The following is a 15,810-nucleotide window of genomic DNA, read 5'->3' as shown; positions in this document are numbered from 1 at the left end:
CTACTCCTCCTCTGATTGATGGATGGCCAGCTTCATCAGCGGAGCATGCTGCTGTGCTCCGTACACATCGCGGTCGCCGACGCTGCCCGACGAAATATCCCGCGAGATGGTCACTTTGAAGCCGAGTGCCTGGTCAAAAAACACCAGATGGTGAATCTGTTCCTCCTTGACCCGGTACAGATCGCAGATGGTTCGTTTCGTAATGCAGCCGGATTGTTTAACTCTGTCATAATCGTCTTTGGAATCAAACAGGACGTCCAATGTAATCTCGAAGGGGCCGGAGTTCTTGCTCCGCAGCACCTTCGCCACGTCACCGAGCACGGTCATGCTTATAACCTCCCTTTCGAAACTCGATACGGAACGCATTGTCGGTCAATTCCATCAGGTGATACACGGAGAATTCGTAAACAGGGCCGAACTCGATATCGCTTGGGGCGAATGGAAACGCCAGATTGCCGGCCGTTGCCTTCCGGCCCTCATAGCCGTAATGCAGGAAGGTCGATCGGACGGTGGCGCATATGCTGCTAGCCAGCTCCTGCGTCCTCGCAACCACTTCGAACATCACCCCGACCTCGTGCCCCTGGAAGGGCTCCGTCTCTTTGCTGCCGAGTACGCCGTTCTTCCCGTAATTGTAAAACCGGATCTGGTAATCCGATTCGGGAATTTCGCTGTAATACTCTCTCGCCTGACTTCGGACGTAATCCTCGACCTCCTCCAGCTTCCCGATCAGAATCGGGTCGCGGATCCCCGCAATCACGAAGGTGCGGTAGGCGACGCGCCTTGCTCCTTCCAATTTGACGAAGTATTTCTCGGCAGGAAGGTACCGGCTTCCGCTGACGCGGACGATGCCGGGCTCCGTCTCTTCGAACCGGCAATCCTCCAGATCCAGCGTAAAGCCGGGCCCGTGCAGGATGTACGGATGCTCCTTCTCATAGAAGGTATGGGCCGCAACGCTGGTTGGACTGCAGGTGCGTGCCGGATTCAGGGACTGAACGGTAAAGCTGTCTTCCCCTATGGTGCCAAGTATGCTGTCCTTCGTCGTGCCGGGCTCTGCACACAGCGCGCCGCATTCGAGAATTTTGCCGAGATGGTAGGAGAGCCCCGGGTCCTTCCCGTGGAATATGCCGATCGCTGCGAAAGGGGACGGATCATAAGCGCGGCCGCAGACAATGATCTCGCTGCCGGCTTGAAGCGCTTCCACGATAGGCTCATGTCCCATTTGGGCCACGATGCTCTTTGTCGTATCGATCATCTCATCCGTCAGCGGCGGGATGTTCGGGCTAAGCGGCTGAATGCGTCCTTCCCTCTTCGCCTGATGGATTTCGTCTTGCGTGAAGTCCGCCCAGATTACCGATACCTTCGCCTCCATCTCAAGCTCGCTCAATATTTCGTCAATGATCGCAAGCGTCCAATTGACATGCGTTCTGGCGCCGGAACCGCCGGCTGAGCCGATGATGATCGGGATGTTCCGGGGGAGGCCGGCAGATAGCATGATCTTCAGGTCTTTCTTTACCGCGCGCTTGCTGACGATGGATACGCCGGCGCCCAGCTTATGCGGTCCCCCGTCGGTTGAGCCAGCATCGACCACAATGCCGTGCAGCTCGTACTTCAATCCGTTCATGAAGGATTGCTCCGGAAACCCGTATCCAAGCATCCCGCAGGGGGATAAAATTCGAATGTCTGTATTCATCTGCAGTCCCTCTTTACCAAAATATTCACTCATGCCCATTGGATAATTGGATTATCCAATTTGTGTTAAAAAAGGGGAAGCCACTCCCCTGCTATGCATGAATGTAATTGTTCTGTATGTTCTCCTTCACCCGGCTCAGATGGTTCAGCAAGGCGAGCTTTGCCTTCACCGGATCGCGTTCCTTAATCGCCTGTAAAATAAGCAGATGCTCCTCATAGACCTCGCTTTTGCGACCGGGGATCGCTTGGGTCTTGTTCAAGGTGCGCTGGAGCAGGTCCATGTGCAGCTCGATCATATTCACGAGCACGACGTTATGCGTGGCCTTCGCGATCGATAAATGGAAGGCCTGATCCGGCTTGGAACGGTCTTCGTCATCTAACCCGACCTGTCCCCACTTCTCAAAGGCCGCCTCGATGTCGGCGATATCCTCTTCCGTTGCCCGCTTGGCCGCCAGCTCCACAATGCCCGTCTCGAACAGCTCCCGGGCTTCCAGCAGCTCAATGATCGTCGCCCGTTCGATATTGTCGAGAATCCGGCTTCGGTCCTCCGCAACATCCAGCGCCTTGCTGAGAAAACGCCCCCCTCCGGGCCTTGCTTCGATCAGCCCTTCCCGCTCGAGAATGCGGAAGGCCTCCCGCAGCGTTCCGCGACTGATCCCGAACGATTGCGCCAGCTCACGCTCGGTCGGCAGAACATCGCCGTGGCTCAGATTTCCTTCTAAAATCAAATTTTTGATCTGTTCAATGACGTCCTCATATACCCGATGATATTTAATCTTCTTAATGGTCATATGATTTCCCTCTCTATCCTTCATGACAATCACTAATTGGGTCATCCAATGGACCGCAGATTTAGCATAAACCGTTCACAATTGGGCTGTCAAGCAAAAAATATAGCGCTTACATATTAATTCAGACCCGTTTATTCGAATTTCCGGCATCGTTCCAGAGTAATTGGGTGATCCAATTCGCGAAGAACTGCGGCTATAATATCCTGATCGTTCATGGCTTTGTGAGCCTCCGAAATAAAACAAGCTTCTTCTACAGTGCGCCTAAATACTGCAAAGCACAACCCCCGTTTCTTAGGCGGGGGCATCTTAGGTGTAATATATTAACGATTTATTGTTCGAACGTGCTCCCTCCCTGTCGCATGGGATTGGCCACCTGCATGTGACGACTTATGCCGCTATCCTGAGAGCCGCTAAAAACCAAGCGAAAAAAATGCTGCGAGTCAGCGCTTCCGCCTGGCAAACGCATATCTTATGCTTCCATACAAGCCGCACAGCATCAGAAATAGGGCCGCGCCCTGTACCGTAATTAGTTTTCCACCGCGCAGTACAGCGCCGAAGGATACCTGGGACTGCAGATGTTCAACATGTTCATACTGGCTTTGAATGTCGGGCACATAGGTTTGAGTCAATATCATTCCCTGGAAGACCCCGAACAACATATATCCGCCGCATACCGCGATGGCGAACAATACTGATTCAAGCGCGATCCGTTTCCATGAAATCATAGCATCATCATCCTCCATCATTGCATCCCATAATCCCGGATAGGTTGACTTCCTCTAAAGCCAGCCGACAATAACGCTGATCATATATCCAGCGGGAACGATGACGAGCTGGGCCAGCATCGTTCCGAAGAATCGCGAAACCATGAGCATGGTATACACCTTGCCCAGCTGATTCTTCGCTTCTTCATCCCGCGTAGCTTTATCGGTGATCAGGCCTAGCTGAGGGTCGATAAAAATCGTTAAAATAATGGTAGCCATGCCGTTGATTAACCCCGAGGCTTGGGAGGCCATGGTGCTATGCGCGGGCACGAGATGAGCCGCATACAACGACGAAAGCACCCCGACGGTATAAAAAGCGGTCACGACGACATGAAGTAAAATAAAGCGGTTGGGCACGCCCAAATATCGAAACTGGCTCAAGCTGAGATTGGGCTTCTTTATGTAATGCCTTGTATTTTTGAGCTGACCGACCGTCACGCTCGAGATCAGCTTCGGGATGGAGCCGGCTACTTCAAGCTTGTTGATGATTCGTCCGAACAGGTTGACGAAGGTCGGGAACAGCGCAATGGCTGCGATGGTGCCGATCGAAGCGGCAAGCAATATGATCCGAAAATAGGAGAGCACGTCAAATGACGTGTGTTCTTCGGCGTAATCCACGAATTTGGCGGTGAGCGGGGCCTGGATTAAATTCGAGGTCCGCGACACCAGCAGGACGATGCCCGTCAGTGACAGCGCTACCGCTATTTTATTCAGCTTAACGCCTGCATAACGGATCGAGTAGGACAATGTTTCCGCCGTATGAATGACCATCGTTAGGACAAAGACGACAATCAGCGTTTGAATCATAAGCGATTCCTCTGAATGGTGATATGAAAATCCGTCCCGTACTGATAAAGGTCCAATTTGCGGGCAATTCGCTGTGAGCTCAGATTGTCCCAAGCCGTGCTGTATAGCGGAATACGCCCCAACCGCCGAATCTCCCAGCCCCATCGTGCTGCCGCTTTGGCAGCGAGTCCCCGCCCCCTGAAATCGGAGGCCGTGCTGAGACTTGCCTCCGCCGCCTTGGCGGAAGTCCGGGCCGAGCAGCAGACGGATACGGCCGTATCGCCGATCACACAGCCTATGACCGGCAGGCGTTCCTCAAGCTCCGACTTGATCTCTGAAAAGTAGGTCTCCAGCAAGTCTGCGTTGGATTGATCAATGAACACGATGCCCGGATCGGCTGCTGGCTCGATCGGTTTGTCCGGGAACACATAGGCCGGCCCGACCCATATCTGCTTTACCGGCATGTATGTCTCGATCGTCTTGCTCATCTGCACGATGCTCATGTTAGTCCCCCGTTCGCATTGCATCCGCAGCTCTTCCTCCATGGGGTCCGGCATATCTGCCGCTACCAGCACCTCCCGTCCGAAGCGTGTTGTGCCAACGAACACTGCCGTTTCGGCGGCTTGCGACGGCTCATTGATGCCGATGATCCGCCTTCGGCCGTCCAGCAGGTATAACGTCTCCGACTGGATCCGCATCAGCTCCGCATCATCGTATGCGGCATAGGGCATAAGTTTCCCTCCATCCTTCGCGTTATCATTACGTAACGGATACCTTCCAGCTGAACCAGGTTCGTGCTTTAGCAAGCCTACATGGCATGAGAGGCCTTGGTCAGCTGGAATGCGGCCTTGGTCAGCTGGAATGCGGTAAGCTCTCCTTCTCTTTGAGAAGTGCAGCGGTTCGCCGATAAATCGCATCCAGCTCCTGCCTGCTGACAAGACTGGCATCGTGCTCAAACGTCACATGAAATTGATGATTCCTCGCCGCTACGTATTCCAAATAGGCATATGCGTCGCCGAACCGCTCATCCTCGTCATGCTCGGGCAGCACCGGGAGATGATGCTTGAACGTACCGCCCTCATAACGGACATTGCTGTAGTGGACCACATCGATTTGCGGCGCGAGCGCCTCCATAAAGGAATACGGGGCGAATCCGGGAAAAGCCCTACGGGCGATATCCAGCCTTGCCGTATCCAGCACGAAACGAATCTCCGGATAGGCCAGAAATGCATCGATCACGATGTCACCGTAATCCCCGAAGAAGTCATGCTCCAACACGATCCGCTGCTTAAAGCGCTGCTGCAGCTCGGCGAGATGTTCAAACAAGGTTATGGAGATATCCCTGAACTGCCCTCTGCCCAGCTGTTCGCAGCTGTAGCGGTGTCCAATGTCGGGAAGCCGCGGAAAGGGCGTGAAGGGCTCTTGAAACACCGGATAAAACGGATAGTGGAACAGGATGTAGTCCGCATCGTAGGATGAAGCCAGCTCAACCTCGGAGGTTATGTACTGCAGCTCTTCCTTAAACTGCCGGGGGGCGGGTGCATTTAACACAGGCAGGCGGTATCCGTCTTCCGCAAGCACCGGTCCATGGATTCCATATCCAAGCCCGTGCTGACGGCAGAAATCCCGGACCTGGGCTAAAGCGGCTCGATCCGGCAGGCAGCATACCTCCATCCCGGTGATCAGCGGCATGGCCAGCTGCTCCCACCGATCGGGGCTAAATTGCTCCCACATGCCGATCTGCAATCGTCTCATGCTAGGCCTCCCCCCTCGCGGCAATGGCCTGATTCCAAGGGGATAGATCATCGATCTGTACCCGCGAACCCGTTTCGGATGAACGAAGGATTGCATCCACGACCGCCTGGGTTCGGTGTCCGTCCGCAACGTTCGGGATTTCGAGCGGCGACGGCTTGTCTGTCAGCTTCCTATAGATGCTGTCGATCATCGGATAGAAGCCGCCGTAGTAATGAACGGCCGGAACCGTCAATCCCTTCGGCGGTTCTACGCCCTCAATCTGAACTGGCTCCAATGCTCCTCCTCTGCTGAATTCCAACATACGGTCATCTCGCATAACGAGCGTCCCCTCATCCCCGTATATCTCCAGTCTCCATCCCGTACCGGTTCTGCCAGGCAGGAATACGTCCACCGCCAAGCTCGCACCGCTGCGGAACCGGCCCGTGAATGCAAATGCATCGTCGGCATTGCGCACCTCACGGCCGTCGCTGCCTTCATAACTCGGAATATGCGTCCTGAGATCTCCCTGAACCTCGGCAATCTCTTCTCCCATCCACCACATCAGGGAATCGATCATATGGGACCCGACGGCGAACAGGAAGCCGCCTCCCTCCTCGCTTCGGCCCTCCCAGCCACGCTGCCCTCCCGCCAGAGTGGAATAGCCCGAGAAGCTGCCGCAATACCGAATATGCTGAATCCGGCCCAGTAGTCCTTGGTCCAGCATGGCTTTAATCCGCTGCCGAAGGGGTGTAAGCCGCCATAAGAAATTAACGAATGCGCATCGCTTCAGCCGATTCGCCTCTTCGACCAGCTCCAGGGTTTGTCCGGCATTTATGGCGAGCGGCTTCTCTACCAGCACATGATGCCCGGTTCGGAGGGCTTGCAGCGCCATGCCGTGATGCTGTGCGGGCGTGGAGGCAATCGATACCAAATCCAGCTCCTCCGATTCCAGCATTTCACGCCAGTTGCTGTAAAAGGCGATGTCCTGAAACGAACGCTTCGCTCCATGATCGCTTCGATATACGCTGGCGATCGATTTCAGTTGAAAGCCCGGATGCAGCCGGAAGATGGGGGCGTGAACCTCGGCGCCGAAGCCGGTGCCGATAATTCCGACATTGATTTTGTTCATGGATACGCTCCTTACCGCGTGATATTGCTGATTAGTTCAACTGACTATTTCCACGTTAATCCCTGACGACCTTCCTCAATAACTTCCCGTCTCTACCAAAAATTCCTATCGCGTAACCTCGTACCCAGAAGCTTCCGGCAGGACATCGAGGTTCCACGCCCGCATCGTCCTTCGAAGGCTAAAACGGCGGAATGGATTCATCGCATGCTCTGCCTGGGCATGGCGTATAAACAAAAGCTCCATCGTTACTCTCACCGGTACCTGTCTTGAAGAACCGATGCTAATTTATGATGCTGCGTTTGCCTGTGTTCATGCTTTGACCCAAGCTGGCGGGTCATGCTATGAATGTACATGCCAGCCTTCTAACTCGCTTCCATTTTAACATTATTTACCTCCGATGTGTCTGTTTGTGCTAAAAATCTGTTGGGGCTCCACCATCGAGGAAATCATCTGAAACTTTTACCAGATCAGAGTCGTTACAAAAACATGAAGCATTGCAAACCTATCCAGAGGATTGCAAAGCTACCGAGCAACTTCGAGCAGCTCGAATAGGAGCAAAATGACGGGCATGTGACATAATTATTAACCTTTGTTGTATGATTTCTAATGACCGGTTCAACGGAAACAATAGAAACTTATTTTTCAACGCAATTAATAGACACTTATCCATTGCCAAGGAGGTTTCCCGTGCGAAAAAATCTGATTGCGTTCCTGGTGCTCGTCATGTTCGCCTTAACGATCGGCTGCGCATCATCCCCCAAGCCTGTTGTTATCAACGAATACAAGATGTCGTCCGTTCATGAGGACTTCCCTGTCCCTGAGCAAGCGCTGGAGCGTGAGGCGACGTTCGGGAATCCGAATATCGCGGAGGGTGCAAAGTACGAGTTGGAAAATATCGGAGGCGAGCAGGGATTATATCCGCCGAAGGCTTACCTGGAGGAGATCAGAGCTTCCGGCTAAACCGAGATCTAGGAAGAGCGTCTGGGTCATGTGCATTTTTTTCGTAAGGATGATACGAAGATCGCCTTGGAAATTCGAGAGGATTCGATTGACGTGTATGAGCTGAAACAAGTTGACGCCCCTTAGAGACTCGAATCTGTTATGATACGCCGGTTGACGCACACCACGTCCCGTTTTAGGGGAACGCCGTTAGCTGCTGCCCTACTTCCTCGCCTCGACTCCAGCAAGTCCCGAAACGGAACTTGTTCTTCCTTTTGCGGGCCTCCTGGCCTCTGCAAGTCCTTAAATAGGACTTGTTCTGCCCTACTTCCTCGCCTCGGCCCCAACGAGTCCCGAAACGGGATTTGTTCTGTCTTTTGCGGCGCTCCTGACCCCTGCAAATCCTTAAATAGGACTTGTTCTGCCCTACTTCCTCGCCTCGGCCCCAACGAGTCCCGAAAGCTGTCCCAGGTCTATACATACTCTGGTAACACCTCCAATATTATCGCATGACGGCTTTGCTCATTCCGACCGCCCCCTTGAATTCTAACTTCTGGAAACAATCATATATATTACCAGTTATATACAATCTTCACTTTACATGATAAACTAGCGCTATATTACATTGCAGCGTCGAGGCGGTGCGTTTTGATATTTTGAAATTGCATATTTCGGAGGAGTAAGATGAAAGCAATTATTCTCAAGTGGAACCAAATAAGTCTTGTAAAACGAATTTTGGCGGGGATCATTGCAGGGATTATCCTTGCCCTGATTGTTCCCGGTGCGACTGGAGTCGGTTTATTCGGTACTTTATTTGTATCCGCGTTAAAAGCGGTTGCCCCTGTATTGGTGCTGTTCCTCGTCATGTCCGCCATCTCGAACCATGCGAAAGGCCGTCAGACGAATATGAAATCGATCCTTGTCCTGTACGGTATAAGCACATTTCTGGCGGGGCTGGTGGCGGTCATCGCCAGTTTTATTTTTCCGGTAAGCTTGTCGCTGGTCACGGGATCGACGGACCTGACTCCGCCAGAGGGCATTCTCGAAGTGCTGAGGACCTTGCTGTTACAGGTTGTCGATAATCCGGTCAACGCACTGATGAAAGCCAATTATATCGGAATCCTGGCATGGGCGATCCTGCTGGGCCTGGCTCTGCGAAGCGCTAAGGAGGGAACGAAAAGCCTGCTGACAAATGTCTCGGATGCGGTATCCCAAATCGTCAAATGGGTGATCCAGCTTGCTCCGTTCGGTATTATGGGGCTTGTCTTCGAATCCATTACCGCAAACGGACTAGCGTCCCTGCTCGATTACGGGAAACTGCTGCTCCTGCTTGTCGGATGCATGCTGTTTATCGCGCTTGTCGTGAACCCGCTCATTGTCTATGCAAGGCTGCGCAAAAATCCGTATCCGCTGGTGCTGACCTGCCTTCGGGAAAGCGGCATTACCGCGTTCTTCACCCGCAGCTCTGCGGCCAACATACCGATCAATATGCGATTATGCGAGAAATTAAAGCTGAACCCGGATACGTATTCGGTATCCATCCCGCTAGGCGCCACGATCAATATGGCGGGGGCAGCGGTGACGATCTCGGTCTTGACGCTGGCAGCGGTCCATACGCTCGGGATTCAGGTGGATTTTGGCACAGCGCTTATTCTCAGCATTTTATCGGCGATTGCCGCAGCAGGCGCTTCCGGGGTGGCTGGGGGGTCGCTGCTGCTCATTCCGCTGGCATGCAGCTTGTTCGGCATTTCGAATGACATTGCCATGCAGGTAGTTGGCGTAGGCTTTATTATCGGCGTTTTGCAAGACTCTTGCGAAACCGCGCTGAATTCTTCCTCTGACGTGCTGTTTACGGCCACGGCGGAGTATGCGAAGAAGCGTAAAGAAGAAAACGCAACGATTGCGAAAGCCTAATGAAAGCAGTCGGTCTGTGAACTGTCCTTCCATGGCTTGTAGTGGATAATTAGGGAAGTCAATTTGGTATTATCCCCTTATGGTATACAGTGAAAGAAGAGTTCTTATTCCAATGAATTCAACGCTGTAGATCTGAGGGGATTTTTTTATTCCCCAAGAAACGACAAGCCTCAAACCGATGTAACAAAGGAACTATAAATAGGGGCGCGCCTACGATTGGAGGAAAATTGGAGTTACTCCATGATCATCGGGACGCTAGGGATCAGGAGAGATAGAATTTGTCGGATGCTGCACGAATGATGGCAGAGCGGCAGAACACATGGCTTACTACAACGAGAGATGTTCGCAAAACAAATTGGCGATCTATCCCCGTAGAATGCCGGGAACAAATCGCCGCTTAAACTTCCTTTTTGTTGTCTGCGGTAGCAGGGCTACGACCTATTGACCTAGCGCGCTATGTGTTTTTTCATGCCGATCGTAAATGCCGTAAAACCCAGCCTTTCATAATAGCCTTCCAATTCTTGTTCGCACAGCAGCTGGGGGATGACTCCAAACTTCTCGCACTGCATGACGAGCCTTTGAACGATACCGGTGCCGATCCCTCTGGCCTGAACATCCGGATGCACACAAATGCCGCATAGAAGTCCGGTAAGGACTCCGTCCGAAATGACACGTCCCATGCCCACGAGGCGCTTCCCTTCATAGGCATAAACACTATACCAGCTTCCTGCGCACATGGCTTGAAGGTCTCCAATGTTCAAGTTCAGGAAGTTCCAGCCTAATGTCTCATATAATTCGAGCAGCGCCGTAAAGTCCCCGGGCAGCTCCGACGTATAAGTAACTGCAGGCTCAACCTGGCTCATATGCTCCCGCTCCCCTTGACGGGGTACGCCATAACGCTCATAAGCGCATTTTCCGCCTGGGTAGCATCGAGGCGGCTGTACTGCACATAGACGGGCCCGCTGCAGACGACCTCCATGGCGTACGGCACGCCTGCGGGAATCGTCCGGCCATCAGCGCTTAGCGAGCTCGTACGAATGTGACGGGTACGTCTCCCCGGCACGATCGTTTCCATGCCCATCAGCGGCTCGCGATCCTCGAAATAGGCATGAATGGTCACCGTCACGTCTTCCTCCGATGTATTCAGCACGCATACCGACTCATGACTCGTCAGTTCCCCGCTGCTCTGCGGCGGGATATAGCCATCGGGAATGATCCACAAAGTCTCGCCTTTTGACATTCGAAAAACACCTCCTGACGCATTTTTAGCTCTCGCTTTATAGTAAACATTCGTCGCACAGGGCATCGGCTCCTCTACAACCTTTAAGGCATTGGCGAAAAGAGAGGAGCACGCTTCTACCTTTCGGTTGCCGTTAGATTACGATAGGTCATCAGCTGACGCTCATCCCTGCTGCATCCGCAAAAACAAGGACAACGGCTGAAGCGCCAAGGACTTCAAACCCTCGGCCACCAGTTCGGCCAGACGAAGAGCTCCCCTCTCCTGAAAATGCGTATTGTCCGAAACCCCGAGCGGAAAGTTCATCCACTCTCCCGGCGCTCCCCACATGAAGATCGAACGTGTACCTTCCGGACCGAGCTCGTTGAACAGCCCCATGCTGATTGCAGCCAGATCGACAAGCGGCACCTGCTCTTCCTGCGCGAGCTCGCGGACCGCGGTAACATAATCTCCATGCGTGTCCTTCAGCCGGACGTTATCATCAAAAAAACGCCGGTGAACCGAGGTGACCAGAATCGGCACGGCCTTTCTCTCCCTGCAGCCGTCGATGTACATCCTCAAATGCTCCTTGTATGTCGAAAAAGGCTCCGTATATCGACTAGGGTCAGACTTCTGGTCATTGTGGCCGAATTGGATCAACAGATAATCCCCCGGCCGCATGCAAGTCCATATCCGGTCCAGCCTGCCTTCGTCCACAAAGCTTTTCGAGCTTCGACCGGAAGCGGCGGCATTGATTACAGCTGCATCCTGCTTCATCCAGGCCGGCAGCATCTGGCCCCAGCCGGCATAGGGATAGCCATCGGCAGGCTGATTCGCCACGGTTGAATCCCCTGCGATGAACAACGTGCAAGCATCCGGTGCCGGTGCCAGTTCCAATCCGTTCAATCGCGGCGCTCTTCCAGAAAAATAAAGCACGATCCGCCTCTCGACTGCCGGCAACGTTACGCTGAAACGCTCCATATAACCGGGCGGCGTCCGCAGCTGATACAACAGCATCTGTCCGTCCGTTCCCTTGACCGTCGTCTCGGTCGCAAACCACGGGTCGCCGATCGTCAAACGAAGCGTATATAATCCGTCCTTCGGCACGTCCACCCGAAAGGCGGCTTCAAGCGGGATGACAAAGTCAGCGCCCAGTCCCGTCTCCCCCTCCCTTCGTATTCCCGTAAGGCCAGAAGCGGATAAGAAACCGTACCCCCGCTCCGGCTCGTACAGCGTGTCGGACATAATTTTCACGTAATCCAAGGCAGGCTCCCCGGTTCCGAAATCAAAAGCATAGCGGTCCTCGCTCTGCATCATAGCACCCTCCCGTTAAATCGCTCTTTCCCCATTATGCACGATCCCAAATGCGCAATTCCATCTATTTATCCGGCTATTTTGTTTAAATTTCCGGTCAACTGCCAAAGGCCGAAGCGGCACCTCGCAAGCCGGATACCGACGCTGGATAACCATGTTGACAGCGTTTACAACCCGGTACATAATGTGTACACAACATTTCAACTCCAAGGTAAGGAGACGGATGCCGTGAGGAAGTGGACCACAGTCTACAAAAATATGAAAATCAAAAACAAGCTGTCGCTCCTCATCGCGCTGATCGTGGCCATGGCATTCACTTTCGCGGTCATCGTTCAGCAGTATGCCTTCTCCATCTACGACGGGCAGCTGTACCTCAAATCGTCCAAGGTCCTACACTTGTCCTCATCAGCCATCGAATCCGAGCTTGAGCGAATCGAGCAGTTATCTTTCAACATGGTTACCGACACGGAGATCCAGCAAATATTACGGGCGATTTCCAACAGCGACTCCGACTATGACCGGCTCACCTTGAGACAGCGCCTTGTCGATCGGCTCCTCAACTACGTGGGATCCGAGCCTATGCTCTACTCCATCCACCTGATCGACTCCTTCAACAAACAGTACGATGTCGGCAGCGTCATACCGATCGCTCCCTCCAAGATGCAGCATATCATGCAGCTTGCGGGCGATGCCGATGGTGAAGAGCGCTGGTTCTCCCCCGATGAACACGACCCGGCCCTGCTGCTGTCCAGGGAGATCCGCTCCTATTCAGGAACCCTGTTCGACCTTCAATATCTGGGCACGATCGTAGTTCGGGTCAATATCGACAAGCTTGTACGTACATCTGCAGCTGAGGAGGGAGAGCTGATCATGACCTCGGGAACGGACGTCATCTACCCGACCCGGCCGAACTTCGACCCGGCGTCCATCCAGGCTGACGTATCATCCGGCAGCGGATATTTTACCCGGGAGATTGAAGGGCACACGTATTTTGTTGCATATAACCGTTCCTTCAATACGGGCTGGACTTATATTAATGCTACCCCCTTCAATCAGGCCTTTAGGCAAATCATTTTTATCAAAGAGCTTGTCATCATGGTATTCGGCATGATATTCGCCGTCGCCATTCTGCTGGGCATTCGGTTCAGCCGGGGCCTGACCAAGCCGATCGAAAGCTTGATCGCCCGGATGAAGCTGGCCGAGAAAGGGAATTTCGCTGAAGCTAACGTACTCCCCCAAGACGCGGCGCCCGTCGCGATGGATGAGCTCGGTCTGCTGCACCGGACGTTTCGTCTGATGGTGGAGAGAATCAATGTCCTGATCACCGAAAATTATGCGAGCCGGCTGCTCGTCAAGGAGACCGAATTCAAGGCCCTCCAAGCCCAAATCAATCCACATTTCCTTTACAACACGCTCGAGTCGGTCAACTGGCTTGCAAAAATCAACAAGCAGACGCAAATCTCCGATATGGTACAGGCGCTGGCCTTCCTCCTTCGCAACTCCGTCAGCCTGAAGGAGCCGATTCTTTCTCTACGAGAAGAGCTCGAAATCGTCAAGAACTATATCATCATCCAGAAGTTTCGTTTTGAGGACCGGCTCGAGTTTAGCATGAACGTACCGGATGAGGACCTGGAGCGCAGACTTCCGAAGCTGTCCCTGCAGCCGCTGCTTGAAAATGCAATCCACTACGCGCTGGAGCCATCGGTCGAGCCATGCAGAATCGCCCTGTACACCCGGCGGGAGGAGCATGCCTTCTGCGTCATCGTTGAGGATGACGGACCGGGCATGGCTCCGGACACCCTCGACCGGCTTCGAAGCGGAAGCCTGCAGACGACAGGCAACGGCATCGGACTGCTTAACATCGACGAACGCCTGAAGCTCGCCTTCGGCGACAATTACGGTTTATATATCGAGAGCCGACCTGGGCTCGGCGCCCGCATCATTCTATCACTGCCACTATAACGGAGGGATTCCCATGTACAAAGTTCTGCTCGTAGACGATGAGCGCATCATTCTGGATGGTATTTCCCGCATGGTGGACTGGTCCGCCTATCAAACCGAGCTTGCGGGAACCGCTCAGAACGGCATCCAGGCCTACGAAAAAATCGTTAGCGATTCTCCGGATATCGTCGTGTGCGATATCCGCATGCCCGGCCTTGACGGGCTCGAGCTCGTGGCCAAAACCTATGCAAGCCATCCCCACATCAAATTCGTGCTGCTGTCCGGCTTCGGCGAATTCGAATACGCCAACCGCGCCATGCAGTACGGGGTCAAGCATTATTTGCTGAAGCCGACCGATGAGTCTAAGATCGGGGAAGCGCTGCAGGAGGTTACCTTTGACCTGGCGGATCACCGCCGCAAGGAAGCTTTCATTCAGGATATGAAGCACCGTTTCGAGAAAGTGCTTCCCCATGTGAAGGAGCAGGTGCTGAAAGAATTCGTGACGAACAAGACTTACGGTCATAATGACTTGGAGGAATATCGCAGACTGTTCCAATACGACTTCGACCGGCCGGTGCAGCTGCTGCTGTTCCAGCTGGAAGGCGAGGCGGATTACGAGCATCTATTCGCCGTGAAGAATATTGCCGAGGATCTGCTGGACACCACCCTTCTTAGCACCACCATCGGCCCGCATGTGCTGGTTCTCATTGAGGAGCGTCCCGGGCTTCAACTCCATGACCGGATCCAGGACATCCGCTGTACGTTCAAGCAGTATTACAAGCTGGACGTGACGGTTGCCATCAGCGATCCTGGGCCCGTAACGCTGGCCCGCAAGCTGTACCGCGACACGCTGCAGTGCCTGAATTACCGCTTCTACCTGGACGAGAGCGGCATCATTACGACGAACGACACGCTGCAATCCGAAGACGACAGCGGTGCATTTTCCTTCGACGAGCAGCGTCTGTGCATGCCGGTGCGGTCCGGTCACCACCAAGAGGCCCGGCAGGCGCTGAATGAATTCATCCATGAACTGAAGAGGGCCCAGCTGAGCATTGAGATGACCAAGTCCCACGCCATATCGCAGTATGTATCCCTCATTCGGCTGACGGATCCCGAGGAGATGGCGGAACGATACGAACGGATACCGGTCATCGCGGAAATGACGACTCTCCAGTCGATCCAGGCATTTCTGGAAGAAACGGTCATCGAAATTACCCAGCGGAATTATGAACGGAACACCATGAAATATAATGCGATCGTCCGGAGAATGATCGAGATTATCGAGGAACAGCTTGGCAATTCGGAGCTGACCCTGAACCTGGTCGCATGCAGCATGCTGTACATGAATGCCGACTATCTCGGAAAGCTGTTCAAAAAAGAGACCGGCGAGAAATTCTCGAATTACGTCATGAAGCTGCGCATCAAGCGCGCGACCGAGCTGATGGCGAAGGACCCGGATATCAAAATTTTCGAAATGGCCGAGCAGCTCGGCTTCGGCGACAATCCCCAGTACTTCAGCCAGGTGTTTAAGAAGCAAATGGGCTGCACGCCTTCGGAATACATGAAAAAAGAGGGCTAGGCTTGTACGTACAT

15 protein-coding genes are annotated in these 15,810 nt (G+C 53.5%); 4 read left to right on the top strand and 11 right to left on the bottom strand.

Annotated elements, in window-relative coordinates; genetic code table 11:
- The 8 genes from NSQ46_RS10520 to NSQ46_RS10485 all read right to left on the bottom strand — a co-directional run bounded on the left by NSQ46_RS10520 (position 1) and on the right by NSQ46_RS10485 (position 6,893).
- Complete coding sequence (locus tag NSQ46_RS10520) at positions 1 to 327, bottom strand: DUF4387 domain-containing protein (protein WP_007132187.1); 327 nt, start codon at positions 325 to 327, stop codon at positions 1 to 3.
- On the bottom strand, positions 311 to 1,690 hold the full coding sequence (locus NSQ46_RS10515) for an acyclic terpene utilization AtuA family protein (RefSeq protein WP_034273300.1): 1,380 nt from the start codon (positions 1,688 to 1,690) through the stop codon (positions 311 to 313). The genes NSQ46_RS10520 and NSQ46_RS10515 overlap by 17 nt, the downstream gene beginning before the upstream one ends.
- A gap of 91 nt (positions 1,691 to 1,781) precedes the next feature.
- On the bottom strand, positions 1,782 to 2,480 hold the full coding sequence (locus NSQ46_RS10510; RefSeq protein WP_342576762.1) for a FadR/GntR family transcriptional regulator: 699 nt from the start codon (positions 2,478 to 2,480) through the stop codon (positions 1,782 to 1,784).
- 440 nt (positions 2,481 to 2,920) lie between these two features.
- Positions 2,921 to 3,205, bottom strand: coding sequence for a hypothetical protein (locus NSQ46_RS10505; RefSeq protein ID WP_007132190.1), 285 nt, complete (start codon positions 3,203 to 3,205; stop codon positions 2,921 to 2,923).
- A gap of 54 nt (positions 3,206 to 3,259) precedes the next feature.
- Positions 3,260 to 4,051, bottom strand: a complete 792-nt coding sequence (locus NSQ46_RS10500; RefSeq protein WP_007132191.1) for a lipid II flippase Amj family protein — start codon at positions 4,049 to 4,051, stop codon at positions 3,260 to 3,262.
- Entirely contained in the window at positions 4,048 to 4,761 is a 714-nt protein-coding gene (locus NSQ46_RS10495; RefSeq protein ID WP_210094722.1) for a GNAT family N-acetyltransferase, read from the bottom strand. The genes NSQ46_RS10500 and NSQ46_RS10495 overlap by 4 nt, the downstream gene beginning before the upstream one ends.
- A gap of 121 nt (positions 4,762 to 4,882) precedes the next feature.
- Positions 4,883 to 5,785: a sugar phosphate isomerase/epimerase gene (locus tag NSQ46_RS10490; RefSeq protein WP_342576761.1), complete on the bottom strand. Its 903-nt coding sequence runs from the start codon at positions 5,783 to 5,785 to the stop codon at positions 4,883 to 4,885.
- Position 5,786: 1 nt separating this feature from the next.
- Positions 5,787 to 6,893, bottom strand: a complete 1,107-nt coding sequence (locus NSQ46_RS10485) for a Gfo/Idh/MocA family oxidoreductase (RefSeq protein WP_342576760.1) — start codon at positions 6,891 to 6,893, stop codon at positions 5,787 to 5,789.
- A gap of 687 nt (positions 6,894 to 7,580) precedes the next feature.
- Between NSQ46_RS10485 and NSQ46_RS10480 the strand changes: the two genes are divergently transcribed.
- Both NSQ46_RS10480 and sstT read left to right on the top strand, forming a co-directional pair.
- The gene (locus NSQ46_RS10480) at positions 7,581 to 7,853 is read left to right on the top strand and encodes a hypothetical protein (protein WP_007132196.1); all 273 of its coding nucleotides are present in this window, start codon (positions 7,581 to 7,583) and stop codon (positions 7,851 to 7,853) included.
- A gap of 663 nt (positions 7,854 to 8,516) precedes the next feature.
- Positions 8,517 to 9,746, top strand: a complete 1,230-nt coding sequence (gene sstT, locus NSQ46_RS10475; protein ID WP_007132198.1) for a serine/threonine transporter SstT — start codon at positions 8,517 to 8,519, stop codon at positions 9,744 to 9,746.
- 446 nt (positions 9,747 to 10,192) lie between these two features.
- Here sstT and NSQ46_RS10470 read toward each other — a convergent pair whose 3' ends face one another.
- The 3 genes from NSQ46_RS10470 to NSQ46_RS10460 form a co-directional block, all read right to left on the bottom strand.
- On the bottom strand, positions 10,193 to 10,609 hold the full coding sequence (locus NSQ46_RS10470) for a GNAT family N-acetyltransferase (RefSeq protein ID WP_007132199.1): 417 nt from the start codon (positions 10,607 to 10,609) through the stop codon (positions 10,193 to 10,195).
- Positions 10,606 to 10,986: a sensory rhodopsin transducer gene (locus NSQ46_RS10465; protein WP_007132200.1), complete on the bottom strand. Its 381-nt coding sequence runs from the start codon at positions 10,984 to 10,986 to the stop codon at positions 10,606 to 10,608. The genes NSQ46_RS10470 and NSQ46_RS10465 overlap by 4 nt, the downstream gene beginning before the upstream one ends.
- Before the next feature lie 162 nt (positions 10,987 to 11,148).
- Positions 11,149 to 12,279, bottom strand: a complete 1,131-nt coding sequence (locus NSQ46_RS10460; RefSeq protein ID WP_244152776.1) for a rhamnogalacturonan acetylesterase — start codon at positions 12,277 to 12,279, stop codon at positions 11,149 to 11,151.
- Between the two features lie 225 nt (positions 12,280 to 12,504).
- Between NSQ46_RS10460 and NSQ46_RS10455 the strand changes: the two genes are divergently transcribed.
- On the top strand, positions 12,505 to 14,238 hold the full coding sequence (locus NSQ46_RS10455; RefSeq protein WP_007132202.1) for a sensor histidine kinase: 1,734 nt from the start codon (positions 12,505 to 12,507) through the stop codon (positions 14,236 to 14,238).
- 13 nt (positions 14,239 to 14,251) lie between these two features.
- Positions 14,252 to 15,796, top strand: coding sequence for a response regulator (locus NSQ46_RS10450; protein ID WP_210094723.1), 1,545 nt, complete (start codon positions 14,252 to 14,254; stop codon positions 15,794 to 15,796).
- Positions 15,797 to 15,810: the final 14 nt, after the last annotated feature.

Origin of the sequence: Paenibacillus sp. FSL M8-0142 (assembly GCF_038597315.1) — a bacterium.
GTDB classification, from domain to species: Bacteria; Bacillota; Bacilli; order Paenibacillales; family Paenibacillaceae; genus Paenibacillus_AQ; species Paenibacillus_AQ lactis.
Note: the sequence above shows the minus strand (reverse complement) of the source record. Positions and strands in the feature narration are given on the sequence as shown.

Coding starts and splice junctions, on each gene's coding strand:
- NSQ46_RS10505 (WP_007132190.1), bottom strand. CDS start 3,205: ATGATTTCATGGAAACGGATCGCGCTTGAATCAGTATTGTTCGCCATC.
- NSQ46_RS10450 (WP_210094723.1), top strand. CDS start 14,252: ATGTACAAAGTTCTGCTCGTAGACGATGAGCGCATCATTCTGGATGGT.
- NSQ46_RS10500 (WP_007132191.1), bottom strand. CDS start 4,051: ATGATTCAAACGCTGATTGTCGTCTTTGTCCTAACGATGGTCATTCAT.
- NSQ46_RS10520 (WP_007132187.1), bottom strand. CDS start 327: ATGACCGTGCTCGGTGACGTGGCGAAGGTGCTGCGGAGCAAGAACTCC.
- NSQ46_RS10485 (WP_342576760.1), bottom strand. CDS start 6,893: ATGAACAAAATCAATGTCGGAATTATCGGCACCGGCTTCGGCGCCGAG.
- NSQ46_RS10490 (WP_342576761.1), bottom strand. CDS start 5,785: ATGAGACGATTGCAGATCGGCATGTGGGAGCAATTTAGCCCCGATCGG.
- NSQ46_RS10460 (WP_244152776.1), bottom strand. CDS start 12,279: ATGATGCAGAGCGAGGACCGCTATGCTTTTGATTTCGGAACCGGGGAG.
- sstT (WP_007132198.1), top strand. CDS start 8,517: ATGAAAGCAATTATTCTCAAGTGGAACCAAATAAGTCTTGTAAAACGA.
- NSQ46_RS10515 (WP_034273300.1), bottom strand. CDS start 1,690: ATGAATACAGACATTCGAATTTTATCCCCCTGCGGGATGCTTGGATAC.
- NSQ46_RS10470 (WP_007132199.1), bottom strand. CDS start 10,609: ATGAGCCAGGTTGAGCCTGCAGTTACTTATACGTCGGAGCTGCCCGGG.
- NSQ46_RS10510 (WP_342576762.1), bottom strand. CDS start 2,480: ATGACCATTAAGAAGATTAAATATCATCGGGTATATGAGGACGTCATT.
- NSQ46_RS10495 (WP_210094722.1), bottom strand. CDS start 4,761: ATGCCCTATGCCGCATACGATGATGCGGAGCTGATGCGGATCCAGTCG.
- NSQ46_RS10465 (WP_007132200.1), bottom strand. CDS start 10,986: ATGTCAAAAGGCGAGACTTTGTGGATCATTCCCGATGGCTATATCCCG.